Here is a 24112-nt window from a genome sequence, read left to right as displayed (position 1 = left end):
GACCCGACAGTCGCATGCCAACAGGGGCGACAGCGCCTCGCCATAAAAGAGGAGAACGACGAATGAAATACAGATTTTCCATGCTCGTGCTTTCCGCATCCGCCGCCGTCTTTTCGGCTGGCCTGGCGTCGGCGGAACAGGTCACCTTCGTTTCACAGGGCGGCGCCTATCAGGAGGCGCAGACCAAGGCGATCCTCGATCCCGTCGCCAAGCTGCTCGGCATCACTGTCAATCAGGACAGCGCGCCCGATGCCTGGCCGGTGATCAAGACTCAGTCCGCATCCGGCAAGATCGTCTGGGACGTCATCGACACGCCGGCGAAGGATTGCATACGCGGCGGGGAACAGGGAATGATCGAGAAACTCGATTTTTCCAAAATACCCAATGCGGAAAAGATGCCGGCCGAATACAAGAGCCCCTATTCGGTCGCCTATGAATTCTACTCGAGCGTGCTTGCCTACAACAAGGACAAGTTCGGCGGCAACCCGCCCAAGAGCTGGGCGGATTTCTGGGATGTGAAGAAATTTCCGGGCACGCGAGCGCTTCGTAACCATCCCCTGGCGACACTGGAGGCCGCTTTGCTTGCAGATGGCGTGTCAGTGGACAAACTTTATCCGCTCGATGTCGACAGAGCCTTCAAGAAGCTCGAAGAGATCAAACCCTATGTCACGGTGTGGTGGACCTCCGGCGCCCAGTCGGCGCAGCTTCTGGCCGATGGTGAAGTCGACATGGAGATGGCCTGGAACGGCCGCGTTGCTGCGGTGGTGAAGGAGGGCGCGCCGATCGGTTATTCGTTCAATGAAGGTTTCCTTCAGTATACGTCGCTCTGCATTCTCAAGGGCGCGCCGAACCTCGAAACGGCTGTCAAGTTCGTCAATGCGGCGCTGACCCCTGAAATCCAGGCGAATTTCCCGGCCTATATCGATTACGGTCCAGGCAATCCTGAAGCGTACAAGACCGGCAAGATTTCGCCGGAACGCGCTGCCGAAATGCCGAGTTCGCCGAACAATGCCGCGCTTCAGGTTCTGGTGTCGGATGAGTGGTGGAGTTCCCCGGCCGGTGAGGAGGCGCAAAAACGCTGGGCGCAGTTCATCCAGAAATGATGTTCGGCCTGTGGAGGGTCACTGATGGCACAGTCGAAACGAAATCCGTCTGCGCTGCATGAGCAGCGTGAGCAACGGCTCATGCTGATGCTGCTGGCGCCAGCGCTTGCGGTCATCGTCGTTCTGCTGGTCTTGCCGCTTCTGTGGCTGGGCTGGCAGTCGATCCGGCAGGATGGCGGCTTTACGCTCGCTCACTATCAGCGGTTCCTGACGGATTCCGTCTACTGGATGACCTTCCTTCAGACCTTCCGCATTGCGGCGGTCGTCACGCTGATGACCGTCCTCCTCGGCTATCCCGTCGCCTATGTGGCGGCGGGCCTGCCCCAGCGCTGGAGCGTGCTTGTTCTCGCCATGGTGCTGCTGCCTTTCTGGACATCCGTTCTGGTGCGCGCCTATGCCTGGCTCATCCTGCTGCAGCGCAACGGTATCATCAATTCGGCGCTGACGGGATCGGGCCTGATCGATGCGCCGCTCCGGCTGGTCAACAACGAATTCGGCACGGTCATGGCGACGATCCACATCCTGCTGCCCTTCATGGTGCTGCCGCTCTATGCGACGATGAAGAAAATACCCACGGAACTGACCATGGCCGGCGCCAGCCTCGGCGGCTCACCCATGCATGTATTCTGGCGGGTTTTCCTGCCGCTGTCGCTGCCGGGCATGATCGCCGGCATGGTGCTGGTCTTCGTGCTCACCCTTGGTTTTTATATCACGCCGGAACTGCTGGGCGGCGGGCGCACCTACATGGTCTCCATGCTCGTTTCGCGCAACATCGAGGTTTATAACGAATGGGGCGCGGCCTCGTCGATCAGCGTCGTCCTGCTTGTCTGCGTTTTTCTGGTTTTCCGGCTGGCGAGCCTCATCATTCCGTTCGAACGCATCATGGGAACGAGGTGACGCATGAGCCTGTCGAAAATCCTTCTCTACGGTTTTGTGGTCCTCGTTCTCGCCTGGCTGATGATCCCCATCCTGATCATCGTGCCAATGTCCTTTTCCGGCGCGCGCTTCCTTGCTTTCCCGCCGCCATCCTGGTCGCTGCGCTGGTATGAGGCTTATCTTGGCAGCGCCGCCTGGATGCAGGCAACGCGTGTAAGCCTGATCGTCGCCCTCTCCAGCGCCGTCATCGCCACCATTCTCGGGACTGCGGCGGCCTATGCGCTCAACCTCACGCAATCGCGGCTAGTGCGCAGCCTGCAGGCGCTGCTGCTTCTGCCGCTGATCGTGCCGATCGTCATCACCGCCGTCGGCGTCTTTCTGGTTTACGCACAGATCGGGCTTCTTGCCTCGCTGACCGGGCTGATCCTCGCCAATGTCATGCTGGGCCTCCCCTATGTCGTCACCTCCGTCCTGGTCGGGCTGCGCAAGTTCGACCACACGCAGGAAATGGTGTCGCGAAGCCTCGGCATGAACCGCTGGCGGACCTTCTTCATCGTCACCCTGCCGCAAATCCGCCCGAGCGTCATTTCCGGTCTCCTCTTCGCCTTCATCTCCGCCATCGATGAGACAGTGGTTTCGCTTTTCATTTCCGGCGGCGAATATCAGACGCTCACCAAGCGCATGTTCACAGCGCTGCGCGACGAGATCGATCCAACCATCGCCTCGATCAGCTCCTTGCTGACGGCGATCTCGTTCATCCTGCTGATGCTGGCGGCGATCAACGCCCGCAACACCGAATATTCGCAAGGACGGGCGACATGATCGTCGATCACCTGATCCTCGGCGGCGGATCGGCGGGCTGCGTGCTGGCCGCACGCCTTTCCGCAGATCCGCTGCGGACAGTCGTTCTGGTCGAGGCCGGGCGTAATATTTCGGCGGACGATATCCCGGATGAGGTGCGCAGCCGTTATCCCGGCCGTGCCTATCTCGATACGCGCAATATCTGGTCGCAGCTCACGGCGTTGATGGCTCATGCCCGTTCCAACGCGGCGCCCCGTCCACCGCGTCGCTACGAGCAGGCGCGGCTTCTGGGCGGAGGCTCGGCGATCAATGCGCTGATGGCCAATCGAGGTGCGCCGGCCGACTATGCCGAGTGGCAGGCGCTTGGGGCGGACGGCTGGGGCTGGGACGATTGCCTGCCCTATTTTCTGAAGATCGAAGCCGACAGGGATTTCTTCGGCCCGCTTCACGGCACGACCGGGCCGCTGACGATCCGGCGCATATCCGACGACAGGATTTCACCCTTCGTCGACCGAGTCATGAAAACGCTCGACCGCCGCGGCTATCCGACAAGGCCGGACCAGAACGGACCCTGGGAAGACGGCGTCTTTCGCGGCGCCATCGCCGTCAGCGATAGCGGGGAGCGCTTGCCGACCTCGCTTGCCTATCTGACGCCGGACGTGCGCAAACGTTCTAATCTCAGGATCATCACCGAAAGCGTCGCCGACCGCATCCTGTTCGATGGTCGTCTGGCCACGGGTGCGAGATTGGCGGGTGCTACGGCGGAGACGATCCATGCGGCGGAAGTGATCGTCTCGGCCGGCGCCATTCACACGCCCGCATTGCTGATGCGCTCCGGTATCGGCCCCGTCGGTGACATCGCCGCCGTGGGGGGCAATGTCGTGGCCGGCCGCAGCGGCGTCGGGCGCAATCTGATGGAGCATCCTTCGATCGCCGTCGCTGCCTATCTGCCGCCGCAGATGCGGGTGCGTGACAGGGGAGAACACCACGAACAGGCGATCTGGCGTTTCTCGTCCGGTCTTGACGGCGCGCCGCAGGGTGACATGCATGCCGCCATCCTGTCGCGATCCGGCTGGCACTCCATCGGTTTGCGGTTGGGCAGCCTGTTCTTCTGGGTCAACAAGTCCTATTCGCGCGGCTTTGTGAAGGTTGTTTCGCTTGACCCCCATGTGGAGCCGGAGGTCGATTTCAGGATGCTGAGCGACGAGCGGATCTGAGGCGGCTCAAGCTTGCGCTGCGGCTGGGTGCGGAGGCTCTGTCCGATCCATTTATGGCGGGGCATGGCGGCACTGTTTTTCCATCGAGCTATTCTCCCCGGGTGGCGAAGGTCGCTGTACCAGGGACATGGAACGCGTTGCAGCGGGGTCTTTTCTCGGGTCTTCTGGATGTGGCGGGTCCGCTGCGCCCCGCATTGGTGCATTCGGCGATAACACTCGGCACGACCATGCGGGGGCTGCTTGAGGACGACGATGCGTTGACGGAATTCGTCCGCCGCCATGTGGGCGGCACATGGCATCCGTCGGGAACGTGCCGCATGGGATCGGCTGACGATCCCATGGCGGTGACGTCGTCCACGGGCCGCGTGCACGGCGTGGAAGGGTTGAGGGTCTGCGACGCATCGCTGATGCCGTCGATCCCTTGCGCCAATACCAACATTCCCACAATCATGATCGCGGAGCGGGTCGCCGACTTCATCCTGGCCGGCCGCTGAGATCATTGGAGACGGATATGGACAACTATCTCAAATTCTATATCGACGGCGCCTGGGTCGATCCTCTCGGCGGCCAGCGTCTATCCGTCGTCGACCCCGCCACCGAAGAGCCTTTCGCGGAGATAGCCATTGGATCGGCGGCGGATGCCGAGCGCGCCATCGCCGCCGCGCGCCGCGCCTTTGCTGCCTTTTCGCAGACGACGCGGGAAGAGCGCCTCGGCCTGCTTGAGCGCATTCTTGAGATATTGAAACGTCGGCAGGACGAGATCGGCGACGTGATCTCTCATGAGATGGGCGCTCCTCGAAAAATGTCGCGGGATGAGCAGGCGGGTATCGGCGTGGCGCATTTCGAGCAGACGATCCGCGCCATGCGTGATTTTTCGTTCGAATACATGCAGGGCACGACCCGCATCGTCCATGAGCCGATCGGTGTCGTCGGCATGATCACGCCGTGGAACTGGCCGATCAACCAGATCGCCTGCAAGGTCGCCCCGGCGCTCGCCACCGGCTGCACCATGGTGCTGAAACCCTCGGAAATCGCGCCGCTCAACGCCATACTTTTCGCAGAAATCCTGCACGAAGCCGGTGTTCCCAAGGGCGTGTTCAACCTCGTCAACGGCGATGGCCCAACCGTGGGCACGGTGCTGGCGAGCCATCCCGATATCGACATGGTTTCCTTCACCGGCTCGACACGCGCCGGCATTTCGGTCGCACAGGCGGCGGCCCCGACGGTGAAGCGCGTGCATCAGGAACTGGGCGGCAAATCGCCCAATATAGTGCTCCGAAGCGCTGATCTTAACGCCGCCGTGCGCGCCGGGGTGATCAGGTGCTTTGCCAATTCCGGCCAGTCCTGCAATGCGCCGACCCGTCTTCTCGTCCCTGCGGAGCAAATGGACCGGGTGATTGGCATCGCCCGTGCGGCGGCGGAATCGGTCCGTGTCGGTACACCCGGCGATGCCGAAACGGATATCGGGCCGGTTGCCAGCAAAACGCAATTCGACAAGATTCAGAGCCTCATCCGCAAGGGAATGGAGGAAGGGGCGCAGCTCGTTGCCGGCGGGCTCGACCGGCCAGCGCATCTGAACAGCGGCTATTATATACGGCCGACAGTCTTTGCGCGCGTTACGAACGACATGACGATCGCGCGTGAAGAGATTTTCGGGCCTGTGCTTGCCATTCTCGGTTATGGCAGCGAGGACGAGGCGGCGGATATCGCCAACGACACGCCCTATGGGCTGGCATCCTATATTCAGGGTGCACCCGAGGAGGCGCGTGCCTTCGCACGACGGCTCAGAACCGGCATAGTGCGCCTCAACAGCTCCGCCTGGGATGGGGCCGCCCCCTTCGGCGGCTACAAGCAGTCGGGCAACGGTCGGGAATATGGCAAGTTCGGTCTGCACGAGTTCACCGAAATCAAGGGCATCGTCGGCTTCGGAGACTGACCGTTACGACCCATCTCGTATCGTGACGCGTTCATCGGGACTCGCCTCGAAATCGGGAAGCGTTAGACCTTCATCCCCATCGCGCCGTGCCGACGGCGATAACAGGGCCGGTTGCCTGACCAGTCGGCGAGCCGCCGAAAGGTTCGACGCTGATCGCGAAGGTGGTGCCTTCGGTGATGCTGTTGCGCATGTCTGGGGGGATTATAAGATCGCCATTCGTGCCGGGCTGGAAGACGCCGAGCGAGCGGGTCTTGCCACCCTCCATCACCAGCCACAGTTCCAGCGATTTTTCATCGGTCTTGCCGGTTGCAACAGGCACAATGCGCATCCGTCCGGATTCCGCATCGTAGGAGGCGAGGAGATTAACCTGGCTGTCGGTCGTTGCAAGTTCGGCCACCAGCGGGGTGGCGCCCTGCCATTTTTCGGGGAAGGCGGCGTAAACGATGGCGGCCACGGCCGCTGCGCTGGTGGCAACCGAGATCCAGCGCCAGAAGGACGCGGAATTCCAGAGGCTGCCATTGGTATTGACGGTCCTGCCGCCGAACAGGCGTTCTTCGATATGCGCAAGAACAGTGGCGCTCGGTGCCTGCTCCTGGTAATCGGCATTGAAGTCGGAAAATTCCGCCTCCCAACGCTGCACCAGCTGTGCGAAGGCCGCGTCGTCCTGCATGCGTCGTTCCAGTTCACGGCGCTTTTCGAGCGGCAGCACGCCCAGGACATATTCACCGGCGAGGATGTCGTCGCGCGAATGCTTGCCGCCGCTCTGTTCGCCCGTCGTCATCGCTGCATGCACTCTCTGAGTTTGAGAAGACTGCGTCGCAGCCAGGTTCTGACCGTGTTGAGCGGCACGCGCAATTCTTCGGCGAGTTCGAGATAGCTCAAGCCCTCGACATAGGCCCGGCGCACTGCCTGTGCGTGTACGGTCTCAAGCTCGCGCATGCAGTCTTCGATCCTGCGGCCTTCATCGGCGAGAACGATCTGCTGCTCAGGATCGCGGACGCTCTCGTCGGCAAGATCGTAGGCTTCCTCAATGTCGTCGGTTATGGGCTTGCGCGCGCGGATCGTGTCTATTGCATGGTTGCGGGCAATGGCGGCAAGCCATGTGGCGGGTTTGCCGGCGCTGGCGGCAAATGTTCGCGCCCGCTGCCATACCTTGATATAGATTTCCTGCAGCGCCTCCTCGGCTTCCGTTCTGTCACGCAGGATTTTCAGGCAGATCGCGAAAAGCTTCGGACTGGTTGCCTGATAAAGCGAGACGAATGCTGAACGATCACCCATGCCGACGCGGTTGATAAGGCCTGCGATCTCTGTGCCCTGCATTCGAACCTTCCTTGCTGCGCCTCCTTTATAGGGTCGTCTTTCGCAGGAAGACAAGAGATGCATGCTCATGCTGCGAACCTGGCAACGACTGGGCCGCAGGGTTATCGCACTTAAGCGGCCGGTAAGAGGGGATGTCGTCATCATAGGCCCGTCGGATTTTCCAGCGGGCCGATCAGCCGCACCGTGATGAGATAGCCGATTGTAGCCGCTGCCGCGGAGACGAAGGTTCCCCATAGAAGATCGGCGACGGTCAGGGTCGTGGACCAGCTTTTCAACGTCGCCTGATTGGTCAGGTCGTAAGTGGCATAGGCCATGAAGCCGACCACTGCGCCATAAAGCAGCGCGGTCGTCCATTCCCCCGTCTGAAAGGCCGGGCGAACTGCAAGAAAAGTGAGGCCGGCGGCATAGATGAGGTAAAAGATGACCGCCGGAGCAAGCCGGAAGTTTTCTACCAGAAGATCGCCGATGGCCGGGCGGTAAAGACGCGACGCCATCGTGCTCAACCAGATGAAATCAATCACCAGAAAGGCGACGAGGGTAAAAAGGTAGGCTGCGAAATAGGTTTTCATTGGTGGTTTCCTTTACAGGGAAGGAAGCGACGATATGGGTCGAAGCAACGTGGAGATGTGGCTAGTCGATCCTTGTCCAGTTTATGCCCTTGCACAGCAGACCGGCGACGATACAGCCTTTCGTGGTCATGCCGGTGCCGTTTATTGTCACTGTTATCCTGTAGGATTTATCCCGCTGGGGGTCGAAAGCGGTGCCGGAATAGCTGCCTGCCTCTGTCTGCTTTATGTCCATAATCAGCCGGTCCCCGGCCTTTTCCTTCGGAGTGCCCGGCTTGATCCAGGTGTTTGTGGCACAGATATTTTCACCGCAGGGCGCGATCAGTACTTTCGCCTTGCCGTCTCCGCGCGCCCAGTTGCCGTCGATATCGGCCGCCGTCGCGTTGGACGCGACCAGCAGTGGCCATAGGACGGAAGCAACCGTCAATCCGTTGATCATCATTGTCTCTCTCCGCAGTTTGGTCCCGCCTTATCTGTGTTCGATCGTATAGAAGCCGACGTTTATGCTCCCCTCGGCAAAGCCTGCCTCGCAATAGCAAAGGTAATAATCCCAAAGCCGTCGAAAGCGGTCATCGAAGCCGAGCAGGGAAATCGTCTGCCACCGCGCATGAAAACGCTGGCGCCATTCGGCGAGCGTGAGCGCGTAGGACTGGCCGAAAAGTTCCCTATCGGTGAGCTTCAGGCCGGTTTTGCCGACCGCCTTTTCGAGCGCGGCATTTGAGGGCAGAAAGCCGCCGGGAAAGACGTATTTCTGGATGAAATCCGCCTTACGCCGATATGTATCGAAGCGGCTTTCTTCAATCGAAATGATTTGCAGCACCGCACTGCCGCCCGGTTTCAGGCATCTTTTCAGCGTTTCGAAATAGCTCGGCCAATAGGCCTCGCCGACTGCTTCGAACATCTCGACGGAGACAATCCTGTCGAATTGGCCGTTCAGGTCGCGGTAATCCTGCAGCCTCAGATCGATGCGGTCTGTGCTGTCGGCTTTTTCCGCCGCATTTTTTGCCCATTTTAACTGGGAGGGGGAGAGAGTGATGCCGGTGACGTTGGCTTTGGCCTGCGTAGCAAGGTGAATGGCGAGTGCGCCCCAGCCGCAGCCGATCTCCAATATGTTCTCGCCGCCGCTCAATTGCAGTTTATCGACGATACGTTCCAGTTTTTTCAGTTGGGCGGCTTCGAGCGTAGACGCCGTGTCATCGAAAATCGCCGAAGAATACAGCATAGAGGGATCAAGCCACTGCCGGTAAAACTCGTTGCCGAGATCATAATGCGCTTCGATATTGCGGCGGCTGCCGCGTCTGGTGTTGGCATTCAACCCGTGCGCAGTGCGGTTGAGAAGGCGCATCGGCAGGCTGCCGCGCATTGACCTTGCGAACGCCTCGCGATTTTGGGCCGCAAAGCGGATCAGCGCCGTCAGATCTGGTGTGGTCCAGTCGCCTTCGATGAAACCCTCGGCAAAGCCGATGTCGCCGTTAAGCAGCATTCGCCGGATCGCGCGCCAGCTATGCAGGACAAGGATTGCCTCGCTGCCATTCGTTGCGCCGGTTTTTTCAATGATGCCGCCGCCGGGAAGAATGACATTTAATCTTCCCCTGTCGATATTGCTCAACAGCCGGTTGATGAGCCACATGCCTGGGCTGATGCGGTCGTTCAGGCGCGTATTCTTCGCCGATAATTCCGTGAGATTGTCAAACGGGGTCATGAATTTTGGCCTCGATTTGCGACGATGAAGGATGACGGAAGGAGACTGGACCGGCAGGCGGCAGCGGCCGTTTTCTGAGCTGCACGCCTTTCAGCCAAATTTTCAGGGCCTCCCAATGAATGCCCAGAATGACCTTGAGCGTCAGGAGGGGAATTGCGAAGAAAGCTTTCAGAAGCGCACCGTCCGTCAATTCGACACGCCGGGCCAGATGCCGTGCCGTCAGGACCAGGCTGTCATTGTCGAAAGTATCGATGACGATTTTCAGCCTGTCGCCGGGCGGGGCGACGCGGAAAACATAGTGGAGATCCATGTCCATGAATGGAGAGACATAAAAGGCCTTGTCGCATCGCTGGACGATCTCGGTCGATTTGCCGGCTTCCACCGGGATCAGGTATGAGTGTCTCTCGCCAAACGTGTTGTCCACCTCCCAGAGGATAGCTTTGAGCGACAAGTCGCGCCCGTAGCAGAAGAAGACACTGAGTGGGTTGAAGGCCCAGCCGAGTACGCGCGGCATGGTGAGCAGACGTATCGGCCCTCCGTCCACTGCCATGCCTGCCGCCGTCATGGCTGCCTCGATCTGCTGGCGCAGCCCGATGGCGCTGCGGTTGCCGCGGTCCCTGCTGTGAAACGAGAACAGGTTGAACCGGTCTACGGAGAAAAATCGCAATTTCCGGTCGAGCGCGTTCAACTCATCAAGGTCGAGGAGCAGCGAATAAATCCGGTAGGCGAGCTTATGGGTTTTCGGCTTGAAACGCGCATGCGTTACATGGCCGGGAAAAAGCGCCGAGGTGAGGGGAGGCGTCATGCCATCGCCTCCATGATTTCCGTGTTTGTCGCAATCGTCGCCAAATCCAGGCGAATGATCCGGTTGTTGTCGTCAGCAACCTTCCATGGACGGGATAAGCCGCCAAGATCTTCGGCGACGGCAAGGCCGGCCTGAAGACCATCTTCATGAAAACCGGATCCGAAATAAGCGCCACAAAACCAGGTGTTTCGCAGACCCTGCAAGGCCCATAGCTCCTGACGCATCTGTTCGGTGCCAGCGTCAAAAACCGGATGGTGATAGGTTTCCTCGGCGATGATTTTTCCTTGATCCGGTTCCCGCGCCGGATTCAGCGTTACGAAAATGTCCGGGATTTCGCCCAGCGGCTGAAGCCTGTTCATCCAGTAGGTAATGCTCGGCAGGCTCGTTTTAATGCGCGTGTCGGCCACATAGTTCCAGCTTGACCAGGCGGCGCGGCGGCGCGGCATGAAACGGCTGTCGGTGTGAAGCACGGCGCGGTTTTGGGTGTAGGCAAACGCGCCAAGAATGCGCCGTTCGGCGCGTGTTGCGTCCGCGAGCATGTCGAGCGCCTGATCCGCATGGGTTGCTATTACCACGTCATCGAAGCGCATGGCTTTGCCGTCCGCAGTGGTGATTTCGACGCCGTCCGGCAGGCGGTGGATGCGCTTAACCGGCGTCGAGAGGAGAATTCGATCCGCAAACGGCGCCGTAATGCGTTTCACATATTCGCGCGAGCCACCGATGACTGTGCGCCAGACCGGCCGATTGCGCAGCAACAGCAGGCCGTGATTGCGGCAGAATTTGATGAAATGCGCCGCCGGATAACGGCCGACCTCCATGGCCGGCGTGGACCAGATGGCCGCAGCCATGGGGTAAAGATGATCGTCGCGGAACGCTGAACCATACCGGTTGCGGGAGAGATATTCGTCGAGAGACAGATCGCCCATCAAATGCAGGTCGCGTGGGGCATTACGGTAAAAGCGCAAAAGGTCCGCAAGCATCGCCCAGAAACGTGGCCTCAGGATGTTGGACTTCTGGGCCAGCAGGCCAGGGCCCGTTCCGCCGGAATATTCGAAACCGCCATCATTCAGAGAAACGGCGAAAGACATGTTCGAAGCTGCAGTCGCCACGCCCAGTTGCTGGAAAAGCGCGGTGAGATTGGGATAGGTCTGCTCGTTATAGACAATGAATCCGGTATCGACATGGACTTGTCCATGGTCCGTGCTGAACGTCACCGTATTGGTGTGGCCGCCTATGCGGTCAGCCGCTTCGAAAACAGTTACATCGTGTCGTTGCGACAAAAGCCAGGCCGCCGACAAACCGGAAATTCCCGTTCCGATGACGGCGATGCGGCGGCTTTGTTCTTTTTTCGCTTCGGTGTCGACCATTTTTCCTCGCTATAGCACTGCCAATCCAGTCTTGGGGACTGCGACATGTACGAGGAGGCCGCCCGATCAGTTTCACCGGCGCATCGATTTTTTGAAATTTTGTCCGGCGCCTGAAACTATTTTGCCGGTCCGCTCGTATTTGCCATCACGAAACCCGACCTCAAACCATTCAAAATGGCGAGCGAATTAGTGATGTTTTCTGTAGTCCTGACGCTTGCCATTCTCATGTCGCTTCTGATGGCGGGCGCTTGGGCGTTGCAGAGAGCAACCGGTTCAAGCGGCTGGATCGACACGATCTGGGCTGCGAGTGTCGGGCTTGGCGGAATTTTCGCTGTTGTTTTCGCCGGCGGAGACGGCTGGCGGCGCAGCGCTACACTTTTCCTGGTCGTTGTCTGGTCCCTGCGGCTTGCCGGCCATATCGGCATGCGCACGCAAGGAGGCGGGGAAGATCCCCGCTATGCAAAGCTTATGGAGCAATGGGGGAGCGCTGGCGCCCTGCGGCTGTTCATTTTCCTGCAGATACAGGCAATCGCCGCTTTCGTGCTCGTTCTAGCGGTCTATCTTGCGGCAAGCAACACCCATGTTTTTCCGCGTATGGTTGACGTTATCGCCATGGTGGTTGCCCTTGGCGCGCTGGCAGGCGAAGCGCTCTCCGACGCCCAGCTCTGGAAATTCAGAAAGACCGCAGCGGCAAAAAACAGTGTCTGCGAAACCGGGCTGTGGCGTTATTCCCGCCATCCCAACTATTTTTTCGAATGGCTTTTCTGGTGCGGTTTTCCGCTGCTGGCCATTCAGGTGCAGGCCTTGTCATGGGTATCGCTCGCCGCACCGGCGATGATGTACTGGCTGCTTGTCCATGTCTCCGGCATTCCGCCGCTTGAAGACCATATGCTCCAATCGCGCGGGGAAAAATTCCGCGCCCTTCAACAACGCGTCAACGCCTTTTTTCCGGGGCCGCGCAAGAACGAGGACAGGCCATGAACATGCTCGCACTCGCCATCAACGCCGCCGAGCGCGCGCCGCTCAGCGACAGCGTGACGCTCGCCGGAATAGATATGCTCTGCGCACGGACGAAGCGGCGGCTTGCCGCCATTACAGCGGATGCGGAAGAGGCTTTCGCGGCGGATATGGTGAAGTTTCCCGTCGCCAGCCATATCGACGATGCAAACAAACAGCATTATGAAGTGCCAGCGGCATTTTTTGCGCTCGTTCTGGGAGAGCAGCGCAAATATTCCTGCTGTTATTATGACGATGCCACGACGACGCTGGATGAAGCTGAAAATGTTGCTTTGGCCAAGACCTCGGCCCATGCCGGCCTTGAGGACGGCATGGATATTCTGGAACTCGGCTGCGGATGGGGTTCGTTATCCCTCTATATGGCCGGCCGTTTCCCAAATGCGCGCATTATGTCAGTCTCGAACTCCGTGTCGCAGCGCGAATATATAATCGGTCGTGCCCGAGAACGGGGGTTTTCAAACCTTTCTGTAGTGACGGCCGATATGAATGATTTCACGACGGGCGATCGTTTCGACCGTGTCGTATCGGTGGAAATGTTCGAGCATATGTCGAATTGGCGCGTGTTGTTCGAGCGTGTTCACTCGTGGCTGAAGCCGGACGGCAGGTTTTTCATGCATGTGTTTAACCACCGCGACCGATCCTATCGTTTCGACCACAACAATCCTGCCGACTGGATCGCCCGGCACTTCTTCACCGGCGGCATCATGCCGGCCTTCGACCTTCCCCATCGCTTTAGTCAGCTTTTCGCCGTCGAGCGGGAGTGGCGCTGGTCAGGGTCGCACTATCGTCGGACAGCGCTCGATTGGCTCGAAAATTTCGACAAAAAAATTGACCGTATCCGACCCATTCTGCAGCAAACCTATGGTGCCGACGCCCGGCTGTGGGAAAGGCGATGGCGATTGTTCTTCCTGGCGACCGCGGGGCTTTTCGGGCACGAGGGCGGTGACGTTTGGGGTGTAGGGCACTACTTTTTTAGGAGGGTTTAGTGTTAGCGCCACACAATCGGCGTCGGCACGTTCTAAAACCGCGCTCGAAACGTTTGCCAAAACGAACGTTTACATCCCCGCAATAATGAATAGGCTGGCCGCATCTTTTGAACATGTCGAACGTTCTTGCAGAGAGAGCGGCTGGAGAAAGTCACGAGTTCAGTTACGCCGAAACTGGATAGTTGCGGCGCTGAGCCCATCCATATACCCGGTTCCATTCAGGAACATGGGGCTCTTCTTGTCCTGTCTGCCAGAGAGCTTTCCGTGGCGCAGTTTCTTTCAATTCGGTTCCTTCCCGGAAAGCTAGTATTATTCGGACGCCGACCTGGACGTGCCAAACGCGCCGCGCCGCCGGGCGGGCGAGTGCGCAGATCAGTCTGCGAGGGCTGACGCTGGATCCCGCTTCGATGCAGGTTCTTCGGGATGGGTCGACCGTAATCCTGTCGCGCCGCGAGTTCTCGATCCTTCATGCGCTCATGGAAAGTCCTCAGGCAATTCACTCCAAACAGGCACTGGAAGAGCGTCTCTACGGCTGGCAGGAGGATGTGGAGAGCAACACGATCGAGGTGCATGTGCATAAGCTGCGCGCCAAACTTGGAAGCGCCGCCATCGAAACGGTGCGCGGAGTTGGCTACAGATTGGGGATGCCCTGATGCGTTCGATCCGGTTGCGGCTTTTTGCGATCCTGCTGGCGACGACGGGAGCCCTCTGGCTGCTTGCCGTCATGTGGACCTATTTCAGCGTGCAGCATCAGGTCGAGCGGGTGCTGGACGCGCGACTGATGGAAGCCGCCCGCATGGTCAGCTCGCTACTCACCGATCACCATATCAATGTGGCTGCCGCCGTGGATGACACGAAAGCCACCGACGCCGCTTCGCCGTTCGATCTTCAGGGGGACTACCGACGGCAGCTCTCCTGCCAGATCTGGTCGCTTCAGGGGCAACTTGTCAGCCGGTCGGAAAGTGCGCCGCGTGAATCGCTCACAGACAATCGCGACGGGTTTAGCGAAACCATCGTCGATGGTGTCCGCTGGCGTGTCTTTGCGGTTGTGAATCCGAACCTCAATGCCCGTGTTCTTGTGGGCGACAGTCTGGAGATACGCGACAGGCTGGTTGCCGATGTGGTCAAGGGGCAACTCGTTCCGGCCGTTGCCATTTTGCCGATCCTTGCGGTGCTGATCTGGCTGAGTGTTGGACAGGGGCTGGGACCGCTCAACAGGATCGCCATGTCACTGGGGTTGAGGTCTGCGGATGAACTGCACGCCATAGAAAACAGGGACACGCCCAGCGAAATCAAGCCATTGCTCAGATCGCTGAACTCCCTCTTCCTGCGGGTGGAGGCAGCCCGTGAGCGTGAGAAGACGTTTATCGCCTATGCCGCCCACGAGTTGAAGACCCCGCTTGCCGGATTGAAGACCCAGGCTCAGGTGGCGCTGCGGAGTAAGGAGGATGATGTTCGAGACAAGGCGCTGGCGCATATTTCGACGAGTGTTGACCGGACCGGGCGTCTTGTCCGCCAGCTTATCGACCTGGCGCTCGTCGATTCGGCGGATCGCGGCGACGGGATCGAGACGGTGCGGCTCGCAGGGATAATGGAGGACATTCGTTCCGATCTTGAAGCCCAGAGCAGCAGGCGTGGCATCTCCGTGAAGCTTCGCATGCAACCGGATGAAATGGTGACCTTGAGAAACGTGAATCTCCTGCGTCTGGCCCTGCGCAACGTGATCGAGAATGCGATTCAGTATTCGCCGGAAGGCTCAAGCGTTGAGATTTGTGCACTGAAGAACGGTCCCAGGGTCGAAATCGAAGTGACGGATCAAGGGCAGGGCATAAATCCGGAAGATCAGGCGACTGTCAGGGAGCGGTTCAAGCGAGGACATTCGGCCCATGGCGAGGGCAGCGGCCTTGGCCTGGCGATTGTCGACATGGCGATGCGAAAGCTCGGCGGGGAACTTGATTTTCGTCAGGCTGATTCCGGTTTCGTCGTGACGCTCATTCTGCCGCAGGAGTGACCGGACTACCGTTTAAGGCAGCCTTAAGGTTGGAGCTTCAGCCACGTTTTATAGGCTCCAACCAATTCCAGCAGGCTCCCATGATTCGACCAATTGTTTCTCCTCGCAGGCCGATGGCCGTCGCGTTGACAATCTTCCTCACCGCTTGCGCAAGCAATGCCGACCGTATTCCCGGCGCTGCGCCGCGCCCTTCCAATGAGCGTGTCGAAGATCGGGAGGCAGCCCCAATCGGAACCGACCCGATGTTTATGTATGGCGAAAAGACGGATGCCGGTTTTCATATTGCCGGCGTTAATACCGGAAAAATGAATCCTGAATTCGTGCGACAGGTCGTAAGCTATGCCACGGACGAAAAGCCCGGTACGATCATCGTCGATCAACGAGCACGTTTCCTTTATCTGATTCAACCCGGCAATAAGGCGATCCGATATGCCGTTGGTGTCGGCCCTGTCGCACGCGCTTTCGATGGTGGCGATGCGATTATTGCGAGAAAAGCTGCCTGGCCTCGCTGGATCCCAACACCTGAGATGGTCGCAAGGAACCCCGCGCATTACGGCCCGAACAAGGATGGAGTCGATGGCGGCCCGTCGAACCCGATGGGTGCCCGAGCGCTGTATATGCATAAGGATGGCAGGGACACATATTATCGCGTTCACGGCACGAATGATCCAGGCTCAATCGGCAAGGCTGTATCGGCCGGCTGCATTCGCCTTTTGAATCAGGATATCATCGACCTTTACAACCGGGTAAAGCCCGGTGCCCGGATCATTGTACAAGGATAGGGTGGAGCCGCTTGATAGCCTAGCGAAGTTCCAGACGATTCCGAAGCCCGGATTAACCTGACGCTAGAGGCTGAGACCGGGAAGAACGGTGCGGATGTGATTGCCCAGCGCCCTGGCTGCCGACGATGTCTGCGTATCGGCAAACTCGATGGCAATGCCGATCGTCGGCAGGGGTGGTAGCCCGCTTTTGACGATATGAAGGTCGGCTGGAACGGCTGTCCTTGTCAGCACGCTGATGGCGTGGCCGGAGCGCGCGATTGCGATGAGGCCGGAAAGGCTGTTGCTGGCGAAGGCGACGCGGTAGCGGCGATTGGCGGCTTCCATGGCGTCGCATGCCGCGCGGTGATCCAGCGTCACGGGCGCGGAGAGTGCGAGCGGCAGCACATCCTTAGCGAGAAGATCCGGCTCCGGCCTGTCCGCCACCCAGACGAAGCTTTCCCTGCGGAGCACATCGCGGTGATCCGGATCGGATTGCGAAACCAGCGCCATGTCGATCTGGCGGCGCTGCAGGAGCGGACGCAATTCCGTCGTGGGCGCACAGACCATGCGCAGATCGACTTTCGGGTAAGTGCCGAAGAAGCCTCTCAGCAGTTCCGGCAGGAAGGCGATGGAATAATCTTCAGGGCAGCCAAGGCTCACGGTTCCCTGCAGCGTCGCCTCGCCCATATCGGCAAGGATTTCATCATGCCGGGCAAGCAGGGCGCTGGCATGGGCAAGCAGTCTCTCCCCCGCCGCGGTCATACGCACTCCAGAACCCGTTCGCTGCAGCAGAGTATGGCCGACCAGCTCTTCCAGCCGCTGCATCTGGGTGCTGAGCGCGGATTGGGTGCGTCCGATCTGCGCGGCGGCGACGCTGATGGAGCCGGCGCGCGCGACAATGATAAAGTTCTTCAGCAGCGTAAGGTCAAGCATGGCAATATCAAAATTATCAATATCGGAGTAAAATACTATCAATTGGACTGAGGTGGCAATGGGTTGTTATGTTTGGGCAAGATAAACTCTTGGGGAATGTGCCATGGACAAGCTTGCGAAGAACTTCGCCTCGCTCAATGACGAACCGGCTTTCTGGGAGGCCGCCAATAAACATCTGACCCGCTACGGACCGGCCTTCGAGGAGATCATCGTCGAACGGGCTGAGGGAAGTTTCGTCTATGATGCGGATGGGCGCGCCATTCTCGATTTCACGTCCGGCCAGATGAGCGCTTTGCTCGGGCATACCCATCCGGATATCGTCACCACCGTCAACCGGCAGATGGCATCGGTCGCGCATCTCTTTTCCGGCATGTTGTCCCGCCCGGTCGTCGACTTGGCGGCGCGGCTGGCGGCGCTTGCGCCGGGTCTCGATCGCGTGCAATTGCTGACCACCGGGGCTGAATCCAACGAGGCGGCGATCCGCATGGCGAAGCTCGTCACCGGCGGGCATGAGATCGTCGCTTTTGCGCAGAGCTGGCACGGCATGACCGGCGCTGCTGCCTCCGCTACCTATAGCGCCGGCCGCAGGGGTTATGGCCCGGCCACGGCCGGCTCACTCGTTGTTCCCGCGCCGAATGGCTATCGTCCGCGCTTCAAGAATCCCGATGGATCGAATGACTGGCAGGCGGAGCTCGACGATGCCTTCGAACTGATCGATCGCCAGTCGACCGGCAATCTTGCCGCTTTCATTGCCGAACCGATCCTGTCGAGCGGCGGTATCCTCGAGCTGCCGGTCGGTTATCTCGCTGCGCTAAAGAAAAAGTGCGAGGAGCGCGGCATGCTGCTCATCCTCGATGAAGCCCAGACCGGCGTCGGCCGGACCGGGCATATGTTCGCCTTCCAGCGCGATGGGGTGACGCCCGATATCATGACGTTGTCGAAGACGCTCGGCGCCGGCCTGCCGCTTGCGGCGGTGATGACGAGCGCAGAGGTCGAACAGAAGGCGTTCGAGAGGGGTTTCCTGTTCTATACGACCCATGTTTCCGATCCCCTGCCGGCCGCTGTCGGCGTGACGGTTCTCGATGTGGTGGCGCGTGATGGGCTGGTGGAACAGGCGATTGCCCGCGGGAACCGTTTGAAGGAGGGGCTGCTCTCGCTGCAGCAGCGGTTCGAATGCGTTGGAGACGTGCGCGGGCGCGGGCTTTTGCTCGGACTTGAAGTCGTCGCCGACCGGCATACGAAAGCCCCGGGTTTCGAACTCGGTGCGCGCATCATGCAGGAGGCGATGTTGCGTGGCCTCAGCATGAACATCGTCAAGCTGCCCGGCATGGGCGGCGTCTTCCGCATTGCGCCGGCGCTGACGGTATCGGATTCGGAAATCGATCTTGGGCTGGAGATACTGGCGGATTCGATCGAATCCGCACAGCTTGCCCGCTAGGTGTAGCCGGCATTTGCCGGGAACGTCAGTTCAACCCTTGCGCCTTCGCCGGGTCTGGAACTGATATGCGCTTCGCCGCCGCTCTGGCGCACGAACCCGTAGACCATGGCGAGGCCGAGACCCGCACCGCCATGGTCGCCCCGCGTGGTGAAATAGGGCTCGAAGGCCTTGTCCACGGCCTCCGGCGTCATGCCGATGCCCTCGTCGGTGACGGCGATCACCAGCGTATCTTTGCCGGAGGCGGCCTCGATTGAAATCAGGCCGCCATCGGGCATGGCGGCTGCGGCATTGAGGCATAGATTGAGGATGGATTGCTCGAAAAGGGCTGGGTCCAGCGGTATCGAGGGAAGATCGTCATCGATATGGAGCGCGATCCGGCATTTGGGGCCGACGGCGATTTCGAGAATATCGGCCATGCCGCGCAGCAGGCTGGCGACATTGATGACGCTTGGATGAATCGGCTGCTGGCTGCCGATGGTGAGCATGCTGCTGGCCAGAGACCGGCCGCGATCCGCCGCCTTGCGGATGCGGGCGATGTGTCGCTTCTGGCGATCGTTGAAACCGGCTTCCCGCTCCAGAAGTCCTAGACTGCCGGTGATGATGCCGATCATGTTGCCGACCTCATGGCTGACCTGATGGGTCATGCGCATGATGCCATCAAGCCTCTGGGCTTTGACGGCTTCCGCTTCCTGACGGTCGAGAGCGGTCACATCGCGGGCGAGCAGTACGATGCCGCCATCCGGCTGGCGTGACATCGATACTTCGATCACCCGCTGATCGTCGGTGCGATGGCGCAGGACTGCGCGGTCGAGCAGTTCTCCCGGCTCTGCATCGAAGGGCAGCAGAGCCGGGTCGATTTCCGGGATCGGTTCGACAAACCTCCGAAGCGGCAGTTTTCGCGACGAACCGGAGCGTCCGACGAGTTCGATGATGCGGCGGTTCATGGTGATGGGCCGGCCGGCCGGATCGAAGAGCGCAATTCCCTCATTCATGGTGCGGAAGGTCGAGCGGATGGTGCGGGCTGCCGCCTCCGCCGTACGCCTGAGGCGCGAGACGCGGTCGACGCTGTCGTGGAAGGCGCGAAACGCATCGAGCAGCCGGATCAACTCCGTTTCGGGACCGGTATAGGAGGGCGGGCCGACATCCTTATCTCCCTTGGCGAGGGCATTCATGCCATTGGAGAGCGTCACGATCCCGCGCGAGACACGCATCACTGAGCGGATCGAGAAGATTGCCACGATGAGAACCAGAAGGGAGGCGACGGCGACAATGATCAGCAGCCGGTTGAGAGCATCGGAGGTCGAGATCAGGTCTTCGTTCAGGCTTCGCGCAACCGCGTCGCCCTGGGTTTCGGTCACATGGGAAAGATCGCGCGAGACGGTGTGAAGCCGGGAGACAGAGGCGCGGATCGCGAACATTTCCAGAAGGTAACGGCTCTGGGCCTCGAATACCCTCTCATAGGGCCGCAGTTCGGCGACAGGCAGGCGCTCGCCCGGATAACCCTGCTGGCGCGCCGTTGTTTCCGCCACGTAGCGGCGGCGCAGTTCGCCAAGCTGGAAAAGGCTGTCGGATGCGGATGCGGCCTGCACGATGCCGTTCATTCTTCGACGCAGTTCCGGATCGAGGATGCCCTGACCGGTGGCGATTTCGCCGAGCGCTGCTGCCGCTTCCGCCTTGTGCCCCTGCGCCGCGTCGGCGTCCTTTGCGAGGTCCAGTGTCTGCGCCCTGATAAGCTGGAGCAGTTCAACGATACGCTCGCTCGCAAAACCGCGTGCGGCCCGTTCGCCGCTGTCTGGACCCGTCATCTGCAACAGCAGGTCGACCTGCTGGACCACGGAGCGGCTTTCGCTGGAAACGCGATAGGGCGAGGCGGCATTCATCAGAAACGGGGCGCTGGAGACGAGATCGGAGACCTGCCGCGAGACCAGTGAGGCCTTGGCGAGACTGGAAAAGGCCTGCAAGCCGTAGGCTGCCATTTCATCGCGGGCGCGCTGCAGGCCGTAAATGGCGATGGCGGAAAGGCTGAAGACGAGGATGCAGGTAAAGACGATCGCAAAGGGCAGGCGAAAGGCGATGGAGGAAAGGAAGGAGCGGCTGATCACGGGGAAAGCTCGCCCTCATCGGTATGCAGGACATAACCCTTGCCGCGTCGCGTCTTGATGTGACGTGGAAGATCCGGGTTACGCTCGATCTTGCGCCTGAGCCGCAGCACCAGCACGTCGACATTTCTGTCGATATAACGGTCGCTTTCCGAACCCAGCCTGTCGAGAATCTGGGAGCGGCTGACGGGCTGGTTGGGTGTTTCTGCGAGAATTTCCAGAAGTGCGAATTCGGCACTGGTGAGCGTGCGGCTGCGGTCGGCGAGGCAGACGGCGCGGCGCGCATCGAGATCGATCGCCCAGTCGCCGAGGCGCAGCGCTGTGCGGCCGTGGTCACGCTCGCTGTCCTTGTCCTGTTTCAGCGACGGGATTGTTCGCCGCAGGACGGCCTTGATCCGCGCCGTGAGTTCAATCGGTTCGAAGGGTTTGACCACATAATCATCGGCGGCCGTTTCCAGACCGAGTACCCGGTCGGCAGCACTGCCGGCGGCGGTGACCATGACGATACCGATGTCGATCTGGCTGCGCAGCCGCTGGGCAAAGGTGCGCCCGGATGTGCCGGGCAGATTGTGGTCGACGAGGACGAGCTCCATCCTGTCCTTTGCCAATATCTCATCCGCCTCCTCGGCGGAGCGCGCGCAGGTGGGCAGCCAGCCCTCCGCCTCGATGAGGTCCGAGATGAGCTCGGCCATATCCGGATCGTCCTCGACGATCAGAATGCGAACCTTCTGATTAAGCACTGCATATTCCTCCCGCCATCATCATAGGCATGGCGGCGGCGATCTTCAAAGGTTCGCTGGTTATCTCCCCTGTCATAATTGTAATAACTGTAATCTTGTTCGGCGGTGCGGTGAAAGATTGGTAACCATTCTTCGATTGCGGTGCGGGCTGGATGTGACATGCTGTTGGTGGAGACTGGAACGGGGAGGTTCCAGGCAGGGAGGCTTAATTGAAAGCATTGACCGCACTTGCGGCGAGCATGGTCCTATGGCTGTGCGGCGCAGGGCATGGCATGGCCGAGCCGAAGTTGAACGTCCTGTGCGGCGTCGACGAGGCCTGGTGTTTGACCATGAAGCGGGCTTTCGAAGCCAAGATCGGTCTCGAGATATCAATGGTGCGGAAGAGCACCGGCGAAATCCTCGATCAGATCCGTGCCGAACGATCCCATCCCACGGTTGATGTCTGGTGGGGTGGTACCGGCGACACCCATTTGCAGGCGGGTTCGGAAGGGTTGCTGGATGAATACCGACCCGTCCATCAGCAAGATTTGTTGCCCTGGGCGCAGAATTTCTCCGTGATGTCTGGGTCTCGGTCTGCCGGAATCTATGCCGGCGCGCTGGGTTTTGCCTATAATTCGGAACTGCTTGCGAAGAACAATCTGCCGGCGCCGACCTGCTGGAAGGACTTGGCGAAGGATGTTTATCGCGGCCACATACTGACCGGCAATCCGAACTATTCAGGCACAGCCTTCACCATGCTGGCCACTCTCGTCCAGCTGTTTGGCGAGGAGGAGGCTTTCGGGTTCATGGCGAAGCTCAACCAGAACGTCGTGAGCTATACCAAGGTTGGTGCTGCACCGGTCAAGGCGGCGGCGCGGGGCGAGATCATGATCGGGATTTCCTTCATGCACGATGCCGTGACCCAGAAGATCGAAGGTTTTCCGCTGGTCATCGTCGCGCCGTGCGAGGGCACCGGTTATGAAATCGGGGCCGTCAGCATCGTCAAGGGCAATCGCAATCCTGCCCTTGCGCAAAGCTTCGTGGAATTTGCGCTGAGCCCGCAAGGGCAGGCGACCGGGGCCGCGGCCGGCCAGAACCAGGTGCCTTCCAATGCCCGGGCGACATTGCCGCTGACCGCACCTGACATATCGATGATCAAGATGGTGGATTACGACTTCGCCACCTTCGGCCAGCCTGAAGAGCGAAGTCGGTTATTGAGCCGCTTCGACAGCGAAATCCACCCGACCCAGTAGGGCAGAAAACCAACATCCCAAAAGACAGCGCGCGCGCCGCAAGGTGCCGCGACCGGCAGCGCCATGTCTGCGTACTGCCAAGAATTCAGACGCAAGCTACAGGAGGATAACCATGCGACTGACAATACTTTCCACCCTGCTTTTTGCCGGCACGGCGCTCAGTGCCGTATCGGCGCAGGCGGCAGGCGAACTTAACCTGATCTGCTCGGCCGATGTCGTCATCTGCGAACAGATGAAGGGCGATTTTGAAAAGTCACACGACATCAAGGTCAACATGGTGCGCCTGTCTTCGGGCGAAACCTATGCCAAGGTGCGCGCGGAAGCCCGCAACCCGAAGACCGATATCTGGTGGGCCGGCACCGGCGATCCGCACATGCAGGCGGCATCCGAGAACCTGACACTCGAATACAAGTCGCCGATGCTGGACCAATTGCAGGACTGGGCCGTGAAGCAGGCGGAAAGCACCGGTTACAGGACTGTCGGCGTTTATGCCGGCGCGCTGGGCTGGGGCTACAACACGGAAATCTTCAAGTCCAAGGGCTATAAAGAGCCGAAGTGCTGGGCCGATCTGTTGGCGCCGGAACTGAAGGGTGAAATCCAGATCGCCAATCCGAATTCGTCCGGCACCGCCTATACGGCGCTCGCGTCACTGGTGCAGATCATGGGCGAGGATCAGGCGATTGATTATCTGAAGAAGCTCAACGCCAATATTTCGCAATATACCAAGTCCGGCTCGGCACCGGTCAAGGCGGCGGCGCGCGGCGAAACGGCGCTCGGCATCGTCTTCATGCATGATGCGGTGGCGCAGACGGCGGAAGGCTTCCCGGTCAAGTCCATCGCGCCCTGCGAAGGCACAGGTTATGAAATCGGCTCCATGTCGATCATCAAGGGTGCGCGCAATCTCGACAATGCGAAGACCTGGTATGACTGGGCGCTGAAGCCGGAAGTGCAGTCGCGCATGAAGGATGCCAAGTCCTTCCAGCTGCCCTCCAACAAGACGGCGGAAGTACCGAAGGAAGCGCCGAAGTTCGAGGACATCAAGCTCATCGACTACGACTTCAAGACCTATGGCGACCCGGCCAAGCGCAAGGCGCTGCTGGAACGCTGGGACCGCGAGGTCGGTGCGGTCGCGAACTGATCTGAACCGCTGATCTTAACTCCGGCGACAGGCATCCCGGCTTTTTAAGCCGGGGTGTCCGCCA

General features: G+C 59.9%; 24 protein-coding genes and 1 pseudogene. 15 read left to right on the top strand and 10 right to left on the bottom strand.

The annotated features are described in order from the left end of the window. The first annotated feature begins 62 nt into the window (after window positions 1–62). The 6 genes from L901_RS07825 (at window position 63) to L901_RS07805 (ending at window position 5933) form a co-directional block, all read left to right on the top strand. The gene (locus L901_RS07825; protein ID WP_059755220.1) at window positions 63–1103 is read left to right on the top strand and encodes an ABC transporter substrate-binding protein; all 1041 of its coding nucleotides are present in this window, start codon (window positions 63–65) and stop codon (window positions 1101–1103) included. Window positions 1104–1127: 24 nt separating this feature from the next. Next, window positions 1128–2000, top strand: coding sequence for an ABC transporter permease (locus L901_RS07820; protein ID WP_059755217.1), 873 nt, complete (start codon window positions 1128–1130; stop codon window positions 1998–2000). 3 nt (window positions 2001–2003) lie between these two features. Beyond that, window positions 2004–2801, top strand: a complete 798-nt coding sequence (locus L901_RS07815) for an ABC transporter permease (RefSeq protein ID WP_059755214.1) — start codon at window positions 2004–2006, stop codon at window positions 2799–2801. Then, entirely contained in the window at window positions 2798–3997 is a 1200-nt protein-coding gene (locus L901_RS07810) for a GMC family oxidoreductase (protein WP_245289613.1), read from the top strand. Before L901_RS07815 ends, L901_RS07810 begins: the two co-directional genes overlap by 4 nt. Window positions 3998–4134: 137 nt before the next feature. Next, window positions 4135–4491: a GMC oxidoreductase gene (locus tag L901_RS27655; protein ID WP_371259709.1), complete on the top strand. Its 357-nt coding sequence runs from the start codon at window positions 4135–4137 to the stop codon at window positions 4489–4491. A 17-nt stretch (window positions 4492–4508) separates the two neighbouring features. Beyond that, window positions 4509–5933: an aldehyde dehydrogenase family protein gene (locus L901_RS07805; protein ID WP_059755213.1), complete on the top strand. Its 1425-nt coding sequence runs from the start codon at window positions 4509–4511 to the stop codon at window positions 5931–5933. Window positions 5934–6003: 70 nt separating this feature from the next. Here the strand turns inward: L901_RS07805 and L901_RS07800 are convergent, their stop codons facing one another. The 7 genes from L901_RS07800 to L901_RS07770 all read right to left on the bottom strand — a co-directional run bounded on the left by L901_RS07800 (window position 6004) and on the right by L901_RS07770 (window position 11693). Then, window positions 6004–6714: an anti-sigma factor domain-containing protein gene (locus tag L901_RS07800; protein ID WP_059755210.1), complete on the bottom strand. Its 711-nt coding sequence runs from the start codon at window positions 6712–6714 to the stop codon at window positions 6004–6006. Next, window positions 6711–7253: a sigma-70 family RNA polymerase sigma factor gene (locus L901_RS07795; RefSeq protein ID WP_059755208.1), complete on the bottom strand. Its 543-nt coding sequence runs from the start codon at window positions 7251–7253 to the stop codon at window positions 6711–6713. Before L901_RS07795 ends, L901_RS07800 begins: the two co-directional genes overlap by 4 nt. A 140-nt stretch (window positions 7254–7393) precedes the next feature. Beyond that, window positions 7394–7822, bottom strand: a complete 429-nt coding sequence (locus L901_RS07790; RefSeq protein WP_020812759.1) for a DUF2177 family protein — start codon at window positions 7820–7822, stop codon at window positions 7394–7396. Between the two features lie 61 nt (window positions 7823–7883). Next, window positions 7884–8261 carry a DUF2147 domain-containing protein gene (locus L901_RS07785; RefSeq protein WP_059755206.1) on the bottom strand — a complete coding sequence of 126 codons (378 nt, stop codon included), beginning with the start codon at window positions 8259–8261 and terminating at the stop codon, window positions 7884–7886. A gap of 27 nt (window positions 8262–8288) precedes the next feature. Further along, on the bottom strand, window positions 8289–9521 hold the full coding sequence (locus tag L901_RS07780) for a cyclopropane-fatty-acyl-phospholipid synthase family protein (RefSeq protein WP_059755203.1): 1233 nt from the start codon (window positions 9519–9521) through the stop codon (window positions 8289–8291). Continuing rightward, entirely contained in the window at window positions 9508–10326 is an 819-nt protein-coding gene (locus tag L901_RS07775) for a DUF1365 domain-containing protein (protein WP_059755200.1), read from the bottom strand. Before L901_RS07775 ends, L901_RS07780 begins: the two co-directional genes overlap by 14 nt. After that, window positions 10323–11693 carry an NAD(P)/FAD-dependent oxidoreductase gene (locus tag L901_RS07770; RefSeq protein WP_059755197.1) on the bottom strand — a complete coding sequence of 457 codons (1371 nt, stop codon included), beginning with the start codon at window positions 11691–11693 and terminating at the stop codon, window positions 10323–10325. The genes L901_RS07775 and L901_RS07770 overlap by 4 nt, the downstream gene beginning before the upstream one ends. Before the next feature lie 192 nt (window positions 11694–11885). Here L901_RS07770 and L901_RS07765 point away from each other — a divergent pair, with 192 nt between their 5' ends. The 6 genes and pseudogenes from L901_RS07765 to L901_RS07745 all read left to right on the top strand — a co-directional run bounded on the left by L901_RS07765 (window position 11886) and on the right by L901_RS07745 (window position 16489). Beyond that, window positions 11886–12674 carry a DUF1295 domain-containing protein gene (locus L901_RS07765; RefSeq protein ID WP_059755194.1) on the top strand — a complete coding sequence of 263 codons (789 nt, stop codon included), beginning with the start codon at window positions 11886–11888 and terminating at the stop codon, window positions 12672–12674. Further along, window positions 12671–13696, top strand: a complete 1026-nt coding sequence (locus L901_RS07760; RefSeq protein WP_059755193.1) for a cyclopropane-fatty-acyl-phospholipid synthase family protein — start codon at window positions 12671–12673, stop codon at window positions 13694–13696. The genes L901_RS07765 and L901_RS07760 overlap by 4 nt, the downstream gene beginning before the upstream one ends. A 126-nt stretch (window positions 13697–13822) precedes the next feature. Beyond that, on the top strand, window positions 13823–14086 hold the full coding sequence (locus L901_RS27920) for a hypothetical protein (protein ID WP_249936956.1): 264 nt from the start codon (window positions 13823–13825) through the stop codon (window positions 14084–14086). Continuing rightward, window positions 14038–14349, top strand: a pseudogene (locus L901_RS07755) (winged helix-turn-helix domain-containing protein); the annotation flags it as partial. The gene L901_RS27920 and the pseudogene L901_RS07755, both read left to right, overlap by 49 nt. Next, a complete protein-coding gene (locus L901_RS07750) occupies window positions 14349–15707 on the top strand; it encodes an ATP-binding protein (protein WP_059755190.1) in 1359 nt (452 codons plus the stop codon). The pseudogene L901_RS07755 and the gene L901_RS07750, both read left to right, overlap by 1 nt. An 80-nt stretch (window positions 15708–15787) precedes the next feature. Then, complete coding sequence (locus L901_RS07745) at window positions 15788–16489, top strand: L,D-transpeptidase (protein WP_245289612.1); 702 nt, start codon at window positions 15788–15790, stop codon at window positions 16487–16489. Between the two features lie 63 nt (window positions 16490–16552). Here the strand turns inward: L901_RS07745 and L901_RS07740 are convergent, their stop codons facing one another. Next, a complete protein-coding gene (locus L901_RS07740; protein ID WP_059755187.1) occupies window positions 16553–17401 on the bottom strand; it encodes a LysR family transcriptional regulator in 849 nt (282 codons plus the stop codon). Between the two features lie 103 nt (window positions 17402–17504). On the opposite strand from L901_RS07740, the gene L901_RS07735 reads away from it, so the two are divergent. After that, window positions 17505–18839 (top strand): aspartate aminotransferase family protein, encoded by a 1335-nt coding sequence (locus L901_RS07735; RefSeq protein WP_059755183.1) that lies wholly within the window; start codon window positions 17505–17507, stop codon window positions 18837–18839. Here the strand turns inward: L901_RS07735 and L901_RS07730 are convergent. Together L901_RS07730 and L901_RS07725 are read right to left on the bottom strand one after the other, a co-directional pair. Further along, a complete protein-coding gene (locus tag L901_RS07730) occupies window positions 18836–20941 on the bottom strand; it encodes a PAS domain-containing sensor histidine kinase (RefSeq protein WP_059755179.1) in 2106 nt (701 codons plus the stop codon). The two genes, L901_RS07735 and L901_RS07730, sit on opposite strands and share 4 nt — an antisense overlap. Then, window positions 20938–21678: a response regulator transcription factor gene (locus tag L901_RS07725; RefSeq protein WP_003503937.1), complete on the bottom strand. Its 741-nt coding sequence runs from the start codon at window positions 21676–21678 to the stop codon at window positions 20938–20940. Before L901_RS07725 ends, L901_RS07730 begins: the two co-directional genes overlap by 4 nt. Before the next feature lie 239 nt (window positions 21679–21917). Between L901_RS07725 and L901_RS07720 the strand changes: the two genes are divergently transcribed. Both L901_RS07720 and L901_RS07715 read left to right on the top strand, forming a co-directional pair. Beyond that, window positions 21918–22910, top strand: a complete 993-nt coding sequence (locus tag L901_RS07720; protein ID WP_059755176.1) for an ABC transporter substrate-binding protein — start codon at window positions 21918–21920, stop codon at window positions 22908–22910. Between the two features lie 112 nt (window positions 22911–23022). Then, window positions 23023–24048, top strand: a complete 1026-nt coding sequence (locus tag L901_RS07715) for an ABC transporter substrate-binding protein (RefSeq protein WP_003503939.1) — start codon at window positions 23023–23025, stop codon at window positions 24046–24048. Window positions 24049–24112: the final 64 nt, after the last annotated feature.

It is taken from the genome of Agrobacterium sp. D14 (assembly GCF_001526505.1).
Taxonomy (GTDB): Bacteria; Pseudomonadota; Alphaproteobacteria; order Rhizobiales; family Rhizobiaceae; genus Agrobacterium; species Agrobacterium leguminum.
Note: the sequence above shows the minus strand (reverse complement) of the source record. Positions and strands in the feature narration are given on the sequence as shown.

Coding starts and splice junctions, on each gene's coding strand:
- L901_RS07825 (WP_059755220.1), top strand. CDS start 63: ATGAAATACAGATTTTCCATGCTCGTGCTTTCCGCATCCGCCGCCGTC.
- L901_RS07820 (WP_059755217.1), top strand. CDS start 1,128: ATGGCACAGTCGAAACGAAATCCGTCTGCGCTGCATGAGCAGCGTGAG.
- L901_RS07815 (WP_059755214.1), top strand. CDS start 2,004: ATGAGCCTGTCGAAAATCCTTCTCTACGGTTTTGTGGTCCTCGTTCTC.
- L901_RS07810 (WP_245289613.1), top strand. CDS start 2,798: ATGATCGTCGATCACCTGATCCTCGGCGGCGGATCGGCGGGCTGCGTG.
- L901_RS07805 (WP_059755213.1), top strand. CDS start 4,509: ATGGACAACTATCTCAAATTCTATATCGACGGCGCCTGGGTCGATCCT.
- L901_RS07800 (WP_059755210.1), bottom strand. CDS start 6,714: ATGACGACGGGCGAACAGAGCGGCGGCAAGCATTCGCGCGACGACATC.
- L901_RS07795 (WP_059755208.1), bottom strand. CDS start 7,253: ATGCAGGGCACAGAGATCGCAGGCCTTATCAACCGCGTCGGCATGGGT.
- L901_RS07790 (WP_020812759.1), bottom strand. CDS start 7,822: ATGAAAACCTATTTCGCAGCCTACCTTTTTACCCTCGTCGCCTTTCTG.
- L901_RS07785 (WP_059755206.1), bottom strand. CDS start 8,261: ATGATGATCAACGGATTGACGGTTGCTTCCGTCCTATGGCCACTGCTG.
- L901_RS07780 (WP_059755203.1), bottom strand. CDS start 9,521: ATGACCCCGTTTGACAATCTCACGGAATTATCGGCGAAGAATACGCGC.
- L901_RS07775 (WP_059755200.1), bottom strand. CDS start 10,326: ATGACGCCTCCCCTCACCTCGGCGCTTTTTCCCGGCCATGTAACGCAT.
- L901_RS07770 (WP_059755197.1), bottom strand. CDS start 11,693: ATGGTCGACACCGAAGCGAAAAAAGAACAAAGCCGCCGCATCGCCGTC.
- L901_RS07765 (WP_059755194.1), top strand. CDS start 11,886: ATGTTTTCTGTAGTCCTGACGCTTGCCATTCTCATGTCGCTTCTGATG.
- L901_RS07760 (WP_059755193.1), top strand. CDS start 12,671: ATGAACATGCTCGCACTCGCCATCAACGCCGCCGAGCGCGCGCCGCTC.
- L901_RS07750 (WP_059755190.1), top strand. CDS start 14,349: ATGCGTTCGATCCGGTTGCGGCTTTTTGCGATCCTGCTGGCGACGACG.
- L901_RS07745 (WP_245289612.1), top strand. CDS start 15,788: ATGATTCGACCAATTGTTTCTCCTCGCAGGCCGATGGCCGTCGCGTTG.
- L901_RS07740 (WP_059755187.1), bottom strand. CDS start 17,401: ATGCTTGACCTTACGCTGCTGAAGAACTTTATCATTGTCGCGCGCGCC.
- L901_RS07735 (WP_059755183.1), top strand. CDS start 17,505: ATGGACAAGCTTGCGAAGAACTTCGCCTCGCTCAATGACGAACCGGCT.
- L901_RS07720 (WP_059755176.1), top strand. CDS start 21,918: ATGGTCCTATGGCTGTGCGGCGCAGGGCATGGCATGGCCGAGCCGAAG.
- L901_RS07715 (WP_003503939.1), top strand. CDS start 23,023: ATGCGACTGACAATACTTTCCACCCTGCTTTTTGCCGGCACGGCGCTC.